Origin of the sequence: Rhodococcus sp. CX (genome assembly GCF_015865005.1) — a bacterium.
Lineage (GTDB): Bacteria > Actinomycetota > Actinomycetes > Mycobacteriales > Mycobacteriaceae > Rhodococcus.
On the sequence record NZ_JADZGH010000162.1, the window covers coordinates 1 to 13640 of the forward strand.

Annotated in this window: 13 protein-coding genes; 7 read left to right on the plus strand and 6 right to left on the minus strand. The window is 65.5% G+C overall.

The features are described 5' to 3' along the window. Positions 1–220: 220 nt before the first annotated feature. The 5 genes from I0Q12_RS16880 to I0Q12_RS16900 form a co-directional block, all read right to left on the minus strand. Positions 221–2107 carry an EAL domain-containing protein gene (locus I0Q12_RS16880; RefSeq protein WP_197252995.1) on the minus strand — a complete coding sequence of 629 codons (1887 nt, stop codon included), beginning with the start codon at positions 2105–2107 and terminating at the stop codon, positions 221–223. Positions 2108–2203: 96 nt separating this feature from the next. After that, the gene (locus tag I0Q12_RS16885; RefSeq protein ID WP_197252996.1) at positions 2204–4333 is read right to left on the minus strand and encodes an Rv1355c family protein; all 2130 of its coding nucleotides are present in this window, start codon (positions 4331–4333) and stop codon (positions 2204–2206) included. Further along, positions 4330–4941: a hypothetical protein gene (locus I0Q12_RS16890; protein WP_248676286.1), complete on the minus strand. Its 612-nt coding sequence runs from the start codon at positions 4939–4941 to the stop codon at positions 4330–4332. Before I0Q12_RS16890 ends, I0Q12_RS16885 begins: the two co-directional genes overlap by 4 nt. 234 nt (positions 4942–5175) lie before the next feature. Further along, a complete protein-coding gene (locus tag I0Q12_RS16895) occupies positions 5176–5541 on the minus strand; it encodes a hypothetical protein (RefSeq protein WP_231610852.1) in 366 nt (121 codons plus the stop codon). 56 nt (positions 5542–5597) lie between these two features. After that, entirely contained in the window at positions 5598–6077 is a 480-nt protein-coding gene (locus tag I0Q12_RS16900; RefSeq protein ID WP_197252998.1) for a GyrI-like domain-containing protein, read from the minus strand. Between the two features lie 248 nt (positions 6078–6325). Here I0Q12_RS16900 and I0Q12_RS16905 point away from each other — a divergent pair, with 248 nt between their 5' ends. From I0Q12_RS16905 to I0Q12_RS16920, 4 genes are read left to right on the plus strand one after another with little or no spacing between them, the layout of a single operon-like run. Next, complete coding sequence (locus I0Q12_RS16905) at positions 6326–7582, plus strand: class I SAM-dependent methyltransferase (RefSeq protein WP_197252999.1); 1257 nt, start codon at positions 6326–6328, stop codon at positions 7580–7582. After that, positions 7579–8373 carry a glucose-1-phosphate cytidylyltransferase gene (locus tag I0Q12_RS16910; RefSeq protein ID WP_197253000.1) on the plus strand — a complete coding sequence of 265 codons (795 nt, stop codon included), beginning with the start codon at positions 7579–7581 and terminating at the stop codon, positions 8371–8373. Before I0Q12_RS16905 ends, I0Q12_RS16910 begins: the two co-directional genes overlap by 4 nt. Further along, positions 8370–9023, plus strand: a complete 654-nt coding sequence (locus I0Q12_RS16915) for a PIG-L deacetylase family protein (protein ID WP_197253001.1) — start codon at positions 8370–8372, stop codon at positions 9021–9023. Before I0Q12_RS16910 ends, I0Q12_RS16915 begins: the two co-directional genes overlap by 4 nt. A gap of 3 nt (positions 9024–9026) precedes the next feature. Continuing rightward, positions 9027–10055: an NAD(P)-dependent oxidoreductase gene (locus tag I0Q12_RS16920; protein ID WP_197253002.1), complete on the plus strand. Its 1029-nt coding sequence runs from the start codon at positions 9027–9029 to the stop codon at positions 10053–10055. Here the strand turns inward: I0Q12_RS16920 and rfbC are convergent. Further along, positions 10039–10593 (minus strand): dTDP-4-dehydrorhamnose 3,5-epimerase, encoded by a 555-nt coding sequence (gene rfbC / locus I0Q12_RS16925; RefSeq protein WP_197253003.1) that lies wholly within the window; start codon positions 10591–10593, stop codon positions 10039–10041. The genes I0Q12_RS16920 and rfbC overlap by 17 nt on opposite strands. A gap of 14 nt (positions 10594–10607) precedes the next feature. On the opposite strand from rfbC, the gene I0Q12_RS16930 reads away from it, so the two are divergent. Genes I0Q12_RS16930 through I0Q12_RS16940 form a run of 3 tightly spaced genes read left to right on the plus strand, consistent with a single transcriptional unit; the run spans position 10608 to position 13601 of the window. Beyond that, positions 10608–11720 carry a methyltransferase domain-containing protein gene (locus tag I0Q12_RS16930; protein WP_197253004.1) on the plus strand — a complete coding sequence of 371 codons (1113 nt, stop codon included), beginning with the start codon at positions 10608–10610 and terminating at the stop codon, positions 11718–11720. Further along, on the plus strand, positions 11717–12622 hold the full coding sequence (locus I0Q12_RS16935) for a hypothetical protein (protein WP_197253005.1): 906 nt from the start codon (positions 11717–11719) through the stop codon (positions 12620–12622). Before I0Q12_RS16930 ends, I0Q12_RS16935 begins: the two co-directional genes overlap by 4 nt. A 43-nt stretch (positions 12623–12665) precedes the next feature. Then, positions 12666–13601 (plus strand): TIGR03621 family F420-dependent LLM class oxidoreductase, encoded by a 936-nt coding sequence (locus I0Q12_RS16940; RefSeq protein ID WP_197253006.1) that lies wholly within the window; start codon positions 12666–12668, stop codon positions 13599–13601. Positions 13602–13640 lie beyond the last annotated feature (39 nt).

Genomic DNA, 13640 nt, shown 5'->3' on the forward strand with positions numbered 1-13640 from the left:
CCCCCGTGCCCCTGTCATTCTTGTACATGGAAAAGGACCCCCATTCCGGGGATGAATGGCTCCAGTTCCCTCAAAACCTACCTGAGGATTGTTTTTGGCGCAATAACGAACTGCGGGTACTCACCTACGCCACTTCGTGCGCTCGAATCGAGCCGCACCTCACCGATGCGCCGAGCCACTCCAGTACAGGTAGTCGACCCCACGCCCAGAAGTCTCGTGGCTACCGCGGGTTCTCGATGCGCTCGGCCCAGTTCGACTCGCGCTTCCCCTCACGCCGCCACGGCAGATCGATCCGGCCCCGTCGGAGCATCTCGCCGATCACCTCGGCAGGCCGGGGCCGGCTCAGCAGGAAACCCTGCGCGCGAGTGCACCCGAGCGCGAGCAGTTCTGCGGCAGCCACCTCGGACTCGAGCCCCTCGGCAACCACGTCCAGACCGAACGCCGACGCCAGACCCATGATCGATTCGACGATGACCCGATCGCTCTTGCTGCGCTGCAGGTTCAGCACGAACACCTTGTCGATCTTGAGTGTCTGCACCGGAAGCGATTTCAGATGCGCGAGCGAGCTGTACCCGGTACCGAAGTCGTCGATCGCGCAACGGACACCCAGCCGGTCGAGGCGGCGCAGCGTCATGCGCGAGCGTTCCAGATCGCTGACCACCACGTACTCGGTGATCTCGATGCCCAGCGACGAGCTGTCGAGGCCGAATTCCTCGAGGGTGCTCTCCACCGTCTCGACGAAATCGAGGCTCACCAGCTGCACCGGCGAGACGTTGACGTTCATCCGGAGATTCAGGCCGGGGATCTCCTTCTTCCACTGGGCCAGCTGTGCGCACGCCTCGTGCAGAACCCAGGCGCCCAGCTCACCGGCCAGGTTGGTCGACTCCGCCACCTCGATGAACTCCGTCGGCTGCAGTCTCCCGAGCACCGGATGGTTCCAGCGGACCAAGGCCTCGACCCCGACGATCGTGCCGTCGACGAGATCGACTTCGGGCTGATACTCCAGGGTGAGATGTTCGCTGTCGATGGACGTCCGCAGACTGAGCTCGATCAGGTTGCGGCGTTCGCTCGCCCCCCGCATGTCCTCGGTGTATGCGACGACACTGTTGCCACCTTTGCTCTTGGCCATCAGCATCGCCTCGTCGACGCGCCCCAACAGCGCCACCGGCGTGATGCGACCCGGTTCTCCGACCGCCACGCCGAGGCTGCCCCCGCGTCCGACCACCTGACTTCCGAGCTGAACCGACATCCCGACCGCCCAGCGCAACGCGTCGGCGCGCTGCTGAGCGTCTTCGAGGGACACCGGACCGTCGAGAACGATGACGAACTCGTCGCCGCCCAGCCGCGCCACCAGATCACCCGGATCGCACACGCGGAGCAGGCGCTGAGCAGTGCGGTAGAGAAACACATCGACGGCCGCGTGCCCCAGGAAGTCGTTCAGCGGTTTGAGCCGATCCAGGTCCAGGAACAGCACCGCCACCGGTCCCGGTTGCCCCGGCCGCAGTCGCTGCTCGAGGTGTTCGAGCAGTGCCCGACGGCTGGCAAGTCCGGTCAGTTCGTCGTGATACGCCGCGTCACGCAGTTCCTGTTCGGCGCGCACCCGCGCCTGCACCTGCGCGAGCAGCGCCGCGATCATCGTGAGTGTGTTGATCTCCTCCTCGCTCCAGTCCCGCTCGCCCGCCTTGATGAATCCGAGCGTGCCGGTCGTGACCGTGCCCGAGATCAACGGGACCGCGGCGACGGAGACCGCGGGCACGCCGGACCCGGCGAAGACCCGGTCGGCGTAACCCGAGCCGGATTTCGACGGACTGCTGACCGCGGGTTCCTTCATGTCCTCGGTCATCGCGAAGATCGGGTCGGCGTCGCGGAAATACACGACCCCCAACGGGTCCGGATCCGGGACGAACGGTCGCGGGGGCCACTCCGCCACCAGGACGGTCGCGTGGATGTCGTGGTCGTTGTACCGGAGGAACGAGGTGTCCACGCCGAAGTACTCGACGAGTGTGCGCAAGACCTGCTCGATCGCGGACCGATGGGTGACCGCGTCCACCGGCATCAGGAACGAGGCCACACGTGTGACGATGTTCTCGACACTTCCGACAGCCATCTGTCACCACCGAAAATCTGCGTCACCGGAATCCTGCGTCACCGGAATCCTGCGTCCCCCGCGCACGACTCCGCCCGACCGCGTACGACGCCGAATTCAGGACGATCTTCGTACCCTATCCGAGCGTCGAGCGCTACGGATCGGTTCCGGCGTTCCGTGACCGACCCGGAGCAGAATCGCATGCCGGTCCCCCGGTTTCGATCCGAGCACGTCATCGAGCGCGGAACGCAGCCGGCGGATCGTGGGTACCCGAGGCGCGCAGAGGCGGACCAGATCCTCGTCGTCCTCCGCGTAGAGGAAGACCGGCGACGTCGGCTGGACCGACAGCCCGAGCTCCTGCGCGCAGATCCACACGTTTTCGGTGACCATCCCGGCACGCATGTAGTCGACCGGATCCGGTCCCGGCGCAGTCACGGCGATCACCGCAGCACTGTGGCGTATGCGCTCACCGGTGATGCGCCCGAGGCCCTGGCCGAGGTCCCACTCCTCCAACTGTTCGAGCACGTCGTTTCGCAGTGCCACTTCGAGCATGGTGCGCTCGACGTCGTCCAGACCGAGCGCGTCGACATCGATCCCGCTCTCGAGGCCACCGGAGGCGGGCCAGCGCAGCTCGGCCACCATCTCGCGTCGCAACGACTCGGTCAGATAGCGGATCCGGTCCGATTCGGCGAGGATTTCGGCGACGGCGGCCAGATTCTCGGCGCCCTCGACGACGCGGATGTCGCCGCCTTCCTGCCGGGCCGCGGCGTGCAACGCCTCGATTTCGGTCTCCGACAGCGACGTCCCGTCACACGGTCGCCGATTGGTGCAGCGGGCGAGCGTCGCGTCGTACCGGGCGGCCAGGGAGGGGTCGGCGCCGGCGGCGAACTCCATCGTCGCGAACGGCTCCCCGACTCGGCCGAGGCCGTCGGCGGCCCACCGCACCGGTCCGAGAATGCCGTGGGCGGCTGCGGCGATGCGGGCGTTCTGCAGTGCAGCGCCGAGCGCCACATACGTGCCCCGACATCGGATATCGATGGCGGTGGGAACGAAATCGGCCGCGAGTGTGACGGTGAGGCAATCGTCGTCCGCAGTGATCGACCAGGGCTGGCTGTTCCCCCCGGAGGGGGCTCGGGAAGCCGCGTACAACACCCGGTCCACCGGGTCGTCGGGAGGGCCGCCGAGGTCGACGGGCCGATCGGGTGCCGTCACCCGGCCGGCCGGAGGAACGAGCCCGTCGAGGAGATCGTCGATGTCCACGCCGGACCGCCCGGACTTCAGGGACATACCCAAACCGATCCGTCGCACCGCGGCTGCGACCGCCGCTCCCCCCAGCATCACCTCACTGCCCAGCTGAGGCCAGGTCGTCAGTGATCGATCGATCTCGAGGAGCGAGGCGCCCATCCGGGAGGAGAGCCGATCGGCACCGAGCAGCCGGAGTGCGAACAGGATCTTCTCGCGGGCGGACAGGGTTGCCAGCCGCTCCGGCCGGACGTCCTCGAACAGTCCGTGGAAGGGCGTTGCGGCATCCTGATCGAAACGCTCGACGTCGATCAGCCCCCGGTCGCTCGTCGCCATGACGACGGGCACTCCACGCTTCGCGGCCTCGATCCGCAATCCGATCTTGGTGTCGAACGAATCGCACTCGTCGACGAGCACGTCGAGCCCGTCGACGAACGCGGCCGCGGTGTCCGGCCGGACTCCGTCCGGCCACACGCAGAGCTCGAGATAGGGGTCCAGCTCCGCGAGGCGCCGGGCCACGACGACGGCTTTGTTGACACCGAGGTCCACCAGCGAACCGGGCACGCGGTTGAGGTTCGACAGTTCGATCGCATCGAAATCGGCAAGCCGCAGCGTCCCACACAGACCGTCGAGCACCAGCGCCTGCGCGACCGCGGAACCGGCACTGAGCCCCACCACACCCACCGTCTGCTCGCGCAACCGGTCCTGCTCCTGCACCGTGAGCTTGTTCCGGTTCCGATCGAATCGGAGTCGCCGGAACGATCGGGGACCGAGCACCCGCACCACGGTCCGCCGCCACGGATAGTGCACCCACCGCGGAGCCTCGTCGAGCAGGTCGGAATCCGGGGAGGGCAGTATCCCCCGCATTTCCTTCAGCTGATCGGCCAGACGATCGACGACCGCAACGCCTGGATCCGCGCGCAGGGCATGCAGGGTCTCCATGTCCGTTGCCCGGCCTTCCACGAGCACGGACGCTTCCCAGGTCGAACGCCCGAGCGCAGTCACCTCGCGTCCCCGCCGCTCGGCGGCACCCGCATCTCGGCGACGACGACCGGAGCCTGGGGACGGTTGCGATGCCTGTCCCACCACATCAGGCGTGTCCGGTATCGCGCGTCCGGGTAGGGAGTCGCGCGGATACGGTGGTCCACCACGCCACCGCAGGTCTTCCACAGTTCGAGCACGTTGTCCGCCGCCGTGGCCATCATGAACCGGACGTCGAGCAGGTCCATGAACATCGCACCCATCTGCGCCAGCGCGAGTGTCAGTTCACGCCGATGCGGCAGTCCCTCGGCGACCCAGGCCGCCTTCGCCTCGATGACTCCGGCCGGGATCCGGGCCTCGATCATCCTCCGGATCCGGTCGACGTCCTGCGGCGTCGTCCACTCGTGAAGAGCATGGGACTCCTCGGCCCGGGTGTACGGCCCCTGGGCACGCAACCCGCCCACCACGACGCCCCGCGAATCGAGTGCCGCGTGGAACAGGGCCGTCGTCTCACCGCTGCGCACCCGCTCGTAGTCCAGGGCGGATTCCACCCCGAAGCGCCGGTAGGCGCGCAACGCACCCGAAATGTACTCGCGCCACAGATCCGGCACAGCGCGCGGCGGGGCGGCCACGAAGTGATATCCCGACGCATGGTCCCGGTGAACAGAAACCTGCGACTGCGTCGTTTCCGCCACCGGTTTCGACGCAAGCCGCACGGCTCGGTTCATTGTTCACCCTCCGAACGTGTCACTCCCCCGGCCGGCGTGCACACGTCCGCTGCAACGACCGACTCGTAACAATCATCGCGTACGGATTGGAGGGATGAGACGTTTACGGCTCAATCCCTCTCTTTTTGATCAGATTGATCAGACCAACCGGATGAACAGGTCCGTTTCACCGTCCGATCGGATGGTCGCCACCTCACCGCCGTAGGCGCGTTCGATTCGTCCCTCCTTCTCCGCGAGTTCGACCTGATCCCAGACGTCCTCGACCGGATCGCCGTCGTCGGCATCGTTCGTGAAATGAGCAAAATATGCGGTCGGTACCGTCACCATCGAGTCCCCGACCGGGAGGTCGTCCACACCATTGCAGCGGTACCCGACCACCGCGGACCAGCCCACCTCGGGATTGCACACGTACGCCACGACGACCTCGTCGATGCCACGTGCCCGTATGCGGTCCTCGGTGAACGCCATCAGTTCCGAACGCTGGGCCGCTGCACCGGGTGCCATTCCCGGGAGAACCAGTCCTCCCACTCCGAACGAGTGAAGTTTCACAACCTCGAAACTCACTGCACACCAACGTCTTTCGACGATCCGACGTGGTCCGGAAGACTGATCGACACGTAGAGATCGATCGCGTACGCGTGCGGATAGAACTCGAAATCGCCCACGAAGGATCGGACGATCGCACCCGAACTTTCCGCGTCGTGGATCTGCTCCCACAGATCGGCGACCACACCCGGGAACGAACCGGTCGACGAGAACTTTGCATACGTGCCCGCAGGCACCCAGGACACGATATGACCCGGTGTCACCTGGTCGAGCGAATCACATTGGTATCCCACGGTTTGCGTGTAGTACGAGCCGACTTCCTCCGCAGGATCGGTGTACGCGGACGCGAGCGGTCCGCCGAGCTCCTGCTTGAGGACGGCATGCCATGCTCGCTCGAGGTCTCGATCACGCAGCTTTCCCAGCGGCCGGCGGGGGCTGCGGACCGGCAACCCCGCCACCAGGGTTCGTTTTCGCTGGACGATATGGAACGACATCGGGCAACCTCCCAACCCTCTGGTTCCGAACAGCACACATCCCGCGTGGTCCCCCGACGAATGCGAACGATGTGAGTTACATCGAGTCTAGGGCCGCTTTCCGGCGGTTTCTCCACAACCTCCAAAAACAATCTCGAAGTCTCTTTTCGTCTTTCCTACAGCCTTCAAGTATGGTTAGCTGGGCTTGTCGGACTCTGCGTCGCCATTTGAGTGTCGGTGCGGATCCTCAGCGCCCGAGGGGTTAAGCGATGAGATGCCGTCTCTGCGATTCCGAACACCTGCTGAGCGTGCTGGACCTCGGCGCCACCCCGCCCTGCGAGCGATTCCTCCTCGAGGAGGAACTCGACCTCCCCGAAACCACCTATCCCCTCCACCTCCGCCTCTGCGAAGACTGCCTCCTCCTGCAGATTCCCGCGCTCATCACGCCCGAGGACACGTTCTCGGACTATGCATACTTCGCGTCGTACTCCGACTCCTGGGTGGAGCACGCACGCCGTTTCGTCGAGAGGGCCGTCCACGACCTCGAACTGGGCCCGCACTCGTCGATCGTCGAAGTCGCCAGCAACGACGGATACCTGCTCCGCCACGTCGTCTCCGCCGGCATCCCGTGCCTCGGCATCGAACCGTCGGTCAACGTCGGGGCCGCCGCCCGCGGGATCGGGGTGCCCACGCTCACCGCGTTCCTCGACGAGGGCACCGCCGAGGACATCCGCCGGGAGTACGGTCCGGCCGATCTGGTCGTCGCGAACAATGTCTATGCCCATGTCCCCGACCTGCTCGAGTTCACGCGGGCACTCCGCATCCTCGTTGCCGACGAGGGATGGCTCAGCATCGAGGTCCACCACGCGCTGAACCTGGTCCGCGCGGCCCAGTTCGACACCATCTACCACGAGCACTTCCAGTACTACACGGTTCTATCGGCGATGCGCGCGCTTGCGACCGCCGGCCTGGAGGTCGTCGACGTCGAACAACTGAACACCCACGGGGGATCCATTCGGCTGTGGGTGCGACCCGAGGAGTCCGCCAGCCCCCCAGGCCCCCGGGTCGAAGCTGTTCTCGAACAGGAACGGGAAGCCGGGTTACATGCGACGGAGGGGTACACGGATCTCGAGCCCCGTGCGCAAGCGATCCGGAGGGAACTCCTGCGGTTCCTGCTGGACTGCCGCGACCGCGACCTGACGGTCGTCGGCTACGGCGCCCCGGGCAAAGGCAACACCCTCCTGAACTATTGCGGCATCCGCCCCGACCTGATGCGGTACACCGTCGACCGCAACCCGTACAAACACGGCCGCTACACCCCCGGCGTCCGGCTTCCGATCCACCCACCGGAGGACCTCCAGAAGGATCGGCCCGATGTCGTCGTCGCGCTGCCGTGGAACCTCGAGCCGGAACTGACGGAACAACTCCGAACCATCGACGCGTGGGGTGGCCGTCTGGTCTTCCCCCTACCGACCCTGCACACCGCTATCGGTCCCAGCGACTTCGTAAGGAGCGTCAGGTCATGAAGGTCGTACTCTTCTGTGGCGGATACGGCATGCGCATGCGCAACGATCGCCACGACGAGATTCCCAAGCCCATGCAGATGGTGGGGCCCCGGCCCCTGCTGTGGCACATCATGAAGTACTACGCCCACTACGGCCATACCGACTTCATCCTCTGCCTCGGTTACGGCGCGACCAAGATCAAGGAGTTCTTCCTCGACTATCACGAGGAACAGTCCAACGACTTCGTCATGCACGACAACCGGATCGAGATGCTCCACACCGACATCAGCGACTGGTCGATCACCTTCGTCGATACCGGGCTCGAATCCGCGATCGGCGAGCGACTGCGTCGTGTCCGCGCTCATCTCGGCGGCGACCGGTACTTCCTCGCCAACTACGCCGACGTACTGACCGACGCCCCCCTCGACCACATGATCGAGTGCTACCACAAATCCGGGGCTGCGGCCTCGATGCTCGTCGTTCCACCCCAATCGTCGTTCCACTGCGTCAACGTCGCCGAGAACGGCGAGATCAAGGAGATCATCCCCGTCGGCAACCTGCCGATCTTCGAGAACGGTGGGTACTTCGTGCTGAGTCAGGAGATCTTCGACCTCCTGCCGCCGGGCGGCGACCTGGTCACCGACGTCTGCGGGACCCTCGCGGGCCAGGGGCGACTGTTCGGGTACCGCCACGACGGCTTCTGGAAGCCGGCGGACACCTTCAAGGAACGTGCCGAACTCGACGACAACTATGCGCGCGGTATCCATCCGTGGACGGTGTGGGAATCGGAACCCGCGGGGGTGCAGTCGTGATCGAACTCCTGGCCTCGGGCGTACGCGAGATCGCCGCGATCGGTGCGCACTGCGACGACATCGCGATCGGGGTCGGTGGCACACTGCTCACCCTGACGGCACGAGCGACCGCACCCACACGCGTCCACGTCTTCGTCATCGCCGGGGAGGATTCCCGGCGTGAGATCGAGGAACGGCACGCGCTCGCGGCGTTGTGCCCCGGCGCCGAGATCGAGTTCACCATCCTCGACGTCCCGGACGGTCGCGCCCCGGGATACTGGGAGGCCATCAAGACCGCTCTCGAAGCGTTCCGGCGCATGTGCGAACCGGACGTGGTCTTCGCGCCGCAACGTGAGGACGCTCATCAGGACCACCGCCTGCTCGCGGAACTGGTGCCGACGGCGTTCCGCGATCACCTGATCCTCGGATACGAAATCCTCAAATGGGAGTCCGACACCCCTCGAACGACGATCTATCACCCGCTGACGCGCAAGATCGCCGAGGAGAAGGCACGGATCCTGCTCAAGCACTACCCGTCCCAGAGCGATCACGACTGGTTCGACGAAGACGCGTTCCTCGGATTGTCGCGGCTCCGCGGCGTGCAGTGCCGGCGACCGCACGCCGAGGCGTTCGTCGTGGAGAAGGCCACCGTCGCCTTCGGAAAGGCATGAATCATGCGCGTTCTCGTCACCGGCCATCAGGGCTATCTCGGATCGGTCATGGTGCCGGTACTCCGGGCACACGGCCACGATGTCACGGGTCTGGACTCCGGTCTCTTCGCCGATTGCGTCCTCGGCACCGAACCGGACGACCCTCCGACGCTGCGCCTCGATCTCCGTGACGTCACAGCCTCTCACCTCGCGGGCTTCGACGCGGTGATCCACCTCGCGGCACTGTCGAACGATCCGCTCGGCTACCTCGAGCCGCGGATCACCTACGAGATCAACCACGAGGCCTCCGTCCGGCTCGCACGGTGCGCGAAGGCGGCAGGTGTACGCCGCTTCCTCTATGCGTCGACGTGTTCGGTGTACGGTGCGGCCGGGTCGGATCCGGTCGACGAGAACGCGCCCCTGCGTCCCCTCACGCCCTACGCCGAGAGCAAGGTGCGCGTCGAGGACGATGTCGCGGCGATGGCGGACTCCGGATTCTCCCCGGTGTTCCTGCGCAATGCGACGGCCTTCGGGTTCTCTCCACGGTTGCGCGCGGACATCGTGCTCAACAACCTGGTGGGACACGCGGTGCTCACCGGCAAGGTCAAGGTCCTGTCCGACGGCACGCCCTGGCGGCCGCTCGTCCACGCCCGGGATATCGCGCAGGCCTTCGCGCGGTGTCTGGAGGTGCCCGCCGAGACGATCCACTGCAACGCGTTCAACGTCGGCTCCGAAATGAACAACCAGACCGTCGCGGAGATCGCACAGGCTGTGGTCGATACCGTTCCCGATTCGACACTGATGATCACCGGTGAGTACGGATCCGATCCGCGTTCGTACCGGGTGGACTTCGGTGCTGCTCGCACGAAACTGGAGTTCGAGGCGACATGGAGTGTCGCCGACGGAGCCGCGGAGTTGTACGAGCAGTACACGCTCGCCGGACTCACCGCGGAGGACTTCGACGAACGATTCACCCGGCTGGCTCGACTCGAAATGCTCAGGAGAACGGGAGTTCTCGATGACTCGATGCGCCGTGTCACCTCAGCAGCGTGAGCAATTCCTGCCAACTCCCGGCGTTCGCATCGCGCTCGGACACGACCGTCACGGGCAGCGGCCATTCGATCGCCAGATCGGCATCGTCGTAGGCGACGGCGAGGTCCTCAGCGGGATCGTGCGGCCGGTCGATCCGGTAGCAGACGTCCGCGGTCGGCGTCAGCGCCTGGAAACCGTGCAGGAATCCCGGCGGAACGTACAGGTGGCGGAACTCGTCGTCGTCGAGCACGAATGTCTGCTTCGTCCCGAAAGTCGGCGAAGCGGGCCGGATATCGACCAGCACGTCGTGAATCGCACCGTGGGCGCACCGCACGAGCTTCGCTTCCCCGCGACCCGCGCGTCCGTGCATACCCCGGACAACGCCACGGCCGGAACGGGATTGGGAATCCTGAACGAACGATGCGGACGCACCCGGTCTGCCGAGGTATTCGTCGAAGATCGACGCGTCGAACGTGCGGGTGAAGAATCCACGGTCGTCGCGGTGGGGCTGCGGCACCAGCACGACGACGTCGGCCAGATCGGTCTCCTCGATGCGCACGAGGACATGGTCCCATGAGTGCGTGCCGAGCATGTGGAATGTCCGATCCGGATCGAGTACTCGACCTCGGTAAGGTTCCTGCCGCCGATCACTTTCCACCTGTCTCCGAAGCCATCGGCGAACACGAGGTCTCACATCCCCTCGCGATGGACCTGTGTGCGACCTGCGGGCTCGCTCAGCTGGCCGACGACGACACCACTACGGCCGAACCTCGTGGCATCGAGCCACAGGCGCTGAAAGAACAGGCAGCGGACGCCGTGGCACGAGTCCGCGAGTCGGGCCGACTCCGCGGCACGACGGTTCGCGAATTCGGAAGCCCGCACGGCGGGACGTGGTTGCCACTGCTCGCCGAACACGGTTTTACCCCGTGCGACGGACCGGCGGACGTCGTGATCGACAGCTTCGGCATCATGCACTACCCGGATCAGCGAGCTGCGTTCGCAGAACGAGCAGCGGCCACTGCACCGAACGGACTGTTGCTGCTGCAATTCCATTCACTGGCCACGATCGTGCGGCTCGGTCAGTGGAACGCACTGCGCCACGGCCACTTCGCGTACTACTCGACAGCAGCGCTGATCCGGTTGCTCGACGACGTCGGAATGCGAGCCACAGACGCGTGGACCTTCGACCTCTACGGGGGAACGGTTCTGCTGGCGGCCGCGCACGGGCGCGGGACACCCGGCGAGTCCGTGCAACGAGTCGTCGACGCCGAATCCGGGACGACCGATCCGTATGTCGTCGGGCGCCTGCAGCATGCGGCCGACAACCACGTTCGTTCCCTACGCACCTGGCTCGAGGACGAAACCCGCTCCGGTAAACGTGTATACGCGTACGGCGCGGCGTCCCGCGCGGTGGCGCTGTTTCACCTGGCCGGAATCGATCGCAGGCTCGTGACAGCGGTCGCCGATGCCTCGCCCGCCAAGCAGGGCCGCCGGATGCCGGGCACCGACGTGCCGATCATCTCGCCGGAGGAACTCGTTACCGTCGAACCGGACCGGGTGGTGCTGACACTTGCCGACCTACGGCCCGAAGTCGAACAGCGGTATCCCACTCTGGCCGGATCGTGGAGGGTCGACGGTCCGGGAGCGTGGTCGCAGCTCCAGCGCGAAAGGCAGGACTCGATATGACAACCGTTCTCTCCAACCCCGCCTTCACCGACGACGAGCGGCGTGAACGCCTGTACCGCGGTGAGGTACTGGTGTATCCGGCAAGCCGGGCGTCCGTGGCGCTGATTGCGCACGCGCGCTCCATGATCGAAGAAGCCTTCGGCGCACTCGATCCACAGACCGCACAACACCGGATGACGGTCGAGCACTTCGCTCAACTGCTCGCCGAGTTGAAACCTCGGTTCATCCACCATCCGGAGTCGAAGCGGCTGATCCAGGATCTGCTCACCGAATACCACTGCGACAGTGACAAGACGTACTTCGATGTTCCCCGGTTGCGCACCTCGACCTCGAACGGCTACCTCGATTCCGGGATCTCGTACGCCTTCCACCCCCATCGCGATACCTGGTATTCGGCTCCGTTCAGCCAGCTCAACTGGTGGATCCCCATCTACCCGGTCGTGCCGGAGAACGTCATGGCGTTCCATCCCCGCTACTGGGACACGCCTGTTCGTAACGGTTCGTCCCGCTACGACTACTACGAGTGGAACCGGGTGTCGCGGCACACGGCCGCGCAGCACATCACCAGCGACACACGGGACCAGCCCAGGCCGGAGGAGCCGATCGAACTCGATCCCCAGGTACGTGTAGTTCCGGAAGCAGGCGGGGTCATGTTGTTCTCGGCCAATCAGCTGCATTCGACCGTGCCGAACACGTCCGGCCGGACCCGGTTCAGTATCGATTTCCGTACAGTCCACCTCGACGACGTCGTTCGCCGGCGAGAGGCTCCGAACATCGATTCGGCCTGCACGGGGACCTCCTTGCGAGATTTCCTCCGGATCAAGGATTTCGAACCCATCGGCGACGACATCGCGAGTGCCTACGAAGATCGGTTCACCCCTGTGCGCGAGACCCTCACGTGAGTGCAGGAGGAACATGTCCGACTCGATCAGAATGATCGCGCCGATGCCTCGGTTCCGAGGCAACGGCGATACCTGGGTGTCCGAAGTCCGCAGGCTCGAATCCATGGGCTTCGACACCGTCTCCGTTTCCGAGCATGTAACCCGGGGCTGGCAACTGTCCCCACTCGTGGCAATGGCCTACGCAGCGGCGAGTACCACTCGACTGAGGGTCCTGTCCCTCACGGTGCCGAACGACCTCCACCACCCCGCACTGCTCGCGAAAGAAGTGGCGACCGTGGATGTTCTCTCGGGGGGACGTGTCGAACTCGGCATCGGTGCCGGCTGGGAACCCGCCGATTGCACGACGCTGGGCCACCCCTTCTACAGCGGCGGAACCCGAGTCGCGCGGCTGGCGGAATCGTTGGAGATCATCCGCCGGTACTTCACCACGGACACCGTCGATTTCGTCGGGGAACACTACCGAATCGACCACATGGAGGCACTTCCACGATGTGTCCAGCAGCCGAGCCCTCCCATACTCGTCGGCGCAGGAGGGCCTCGGATGCTCGACCTGGCAGGCCGGACCGCCGACATCGTCGGACTGCATGCGCGAATGGACGACAATGCGATCGACGACGCAGCGGTCACAGATCTCACTGCGGTCCGGATCACGGAGAAGGTCGACCGAGTCCGATCTGCCGCCGCCGCAGCGGGTCGTCCCCCTCCCACATTTCAGTTCAGCTGCTACCACGTCGATGTCACGGATTTCCCCTCCCCCTCCACCCCTCGGTCGTCGTGGGCGGCCCGCGTCGAGGCTCACGCCGAGTTGTTGAAAGGCTCTCCGGCCGTCCTCACCGGCACAGCTGCCCGGTGCGCGGATCAGCTGCGGGAGTGGCGCGACCGATTCGGTATCACCTACTGGAACCTCGGGAGGAGTGACGGTGCCGCAGCCCGGATCATCGAACAGCTCGACCGGTCGAACGAGCTCGCCTCGACTTGACGTGTCGAGCCGACGTTCGTGCTCACGACCCTTCGGGAG

What these genes read in the sequence shown, in the direction of transcription:
- I0Q12_RS16940 (WP_197253006.1), top strand. Translation starts at nt 12,666, where the DNA reads ATGCCTCGGTTCCGAGGCAACGGCGATACCTGGGTGTCCGAAGTCCGC.
- I0Q12_RS16880 (WP_197252995.1), bottom strand. Translation starts at nt 2,107, where the DNA reads ATGGCTGTCGGAAGTGTCGAGAACATCGTCACACGTGTGGCCTCGTTC.
- I0Q12_RS16930 (WP_197253004.1), top strand. Translation starts at nt 10,608, where the DNA reads ATGAGTGCGTGCCGAGCATGTGGAATGTCCGATCCGGATCGAGTACTC.
- I0Q12_RS16895 (WP_231610852.1), bottom strand. Translation starts at nt 5,541, where the DNA reads ATGGCACCCGGTGCAGCGGCCCAGCGTTCGGAACTGATGGCGTTCACC.
- I0Q12_RS16905 (WP_197252999.1), top strand. Translation starts at nt 6,326, where the DNA reads ATGAGATGCCGTCTCTGCGATTCCGAACACCTGCTGAGCGTGCTGGAC.
- I0Q12_RS16910 (WP_197253000.1), top strand. Translation starts at nt 7,579, where the DNA reads ATGAAGGTCGTACTCTTCTGTGGCGGATACGGCATGCGCATGCGCAAC.
- I0Q12_RS16900 (WP_197252998.1), bottom strand. Translation starts at nt 6,077, where the DNA reads ATGTCGTTCCATATCGTCCAGCGAAAACGAACCCTGGTGGCGGGGTTG.
- I0Q12_RS16920 (WP_197253002.1), top strand. Translation starts at nt 9,027, where the DNA reads ATGCGCGTTCTCGTCACCGGCCATCAGGGCTATCTCGGATCGGTCATG.
- I0Q12_RS16935 (WP_197253005.1), top strand. Translation starts at nt 11,717, where the DNA reads ATGACAACCGTTCTCTCCAACCCCGCCTTCACCGACGACGAGCGGCGT.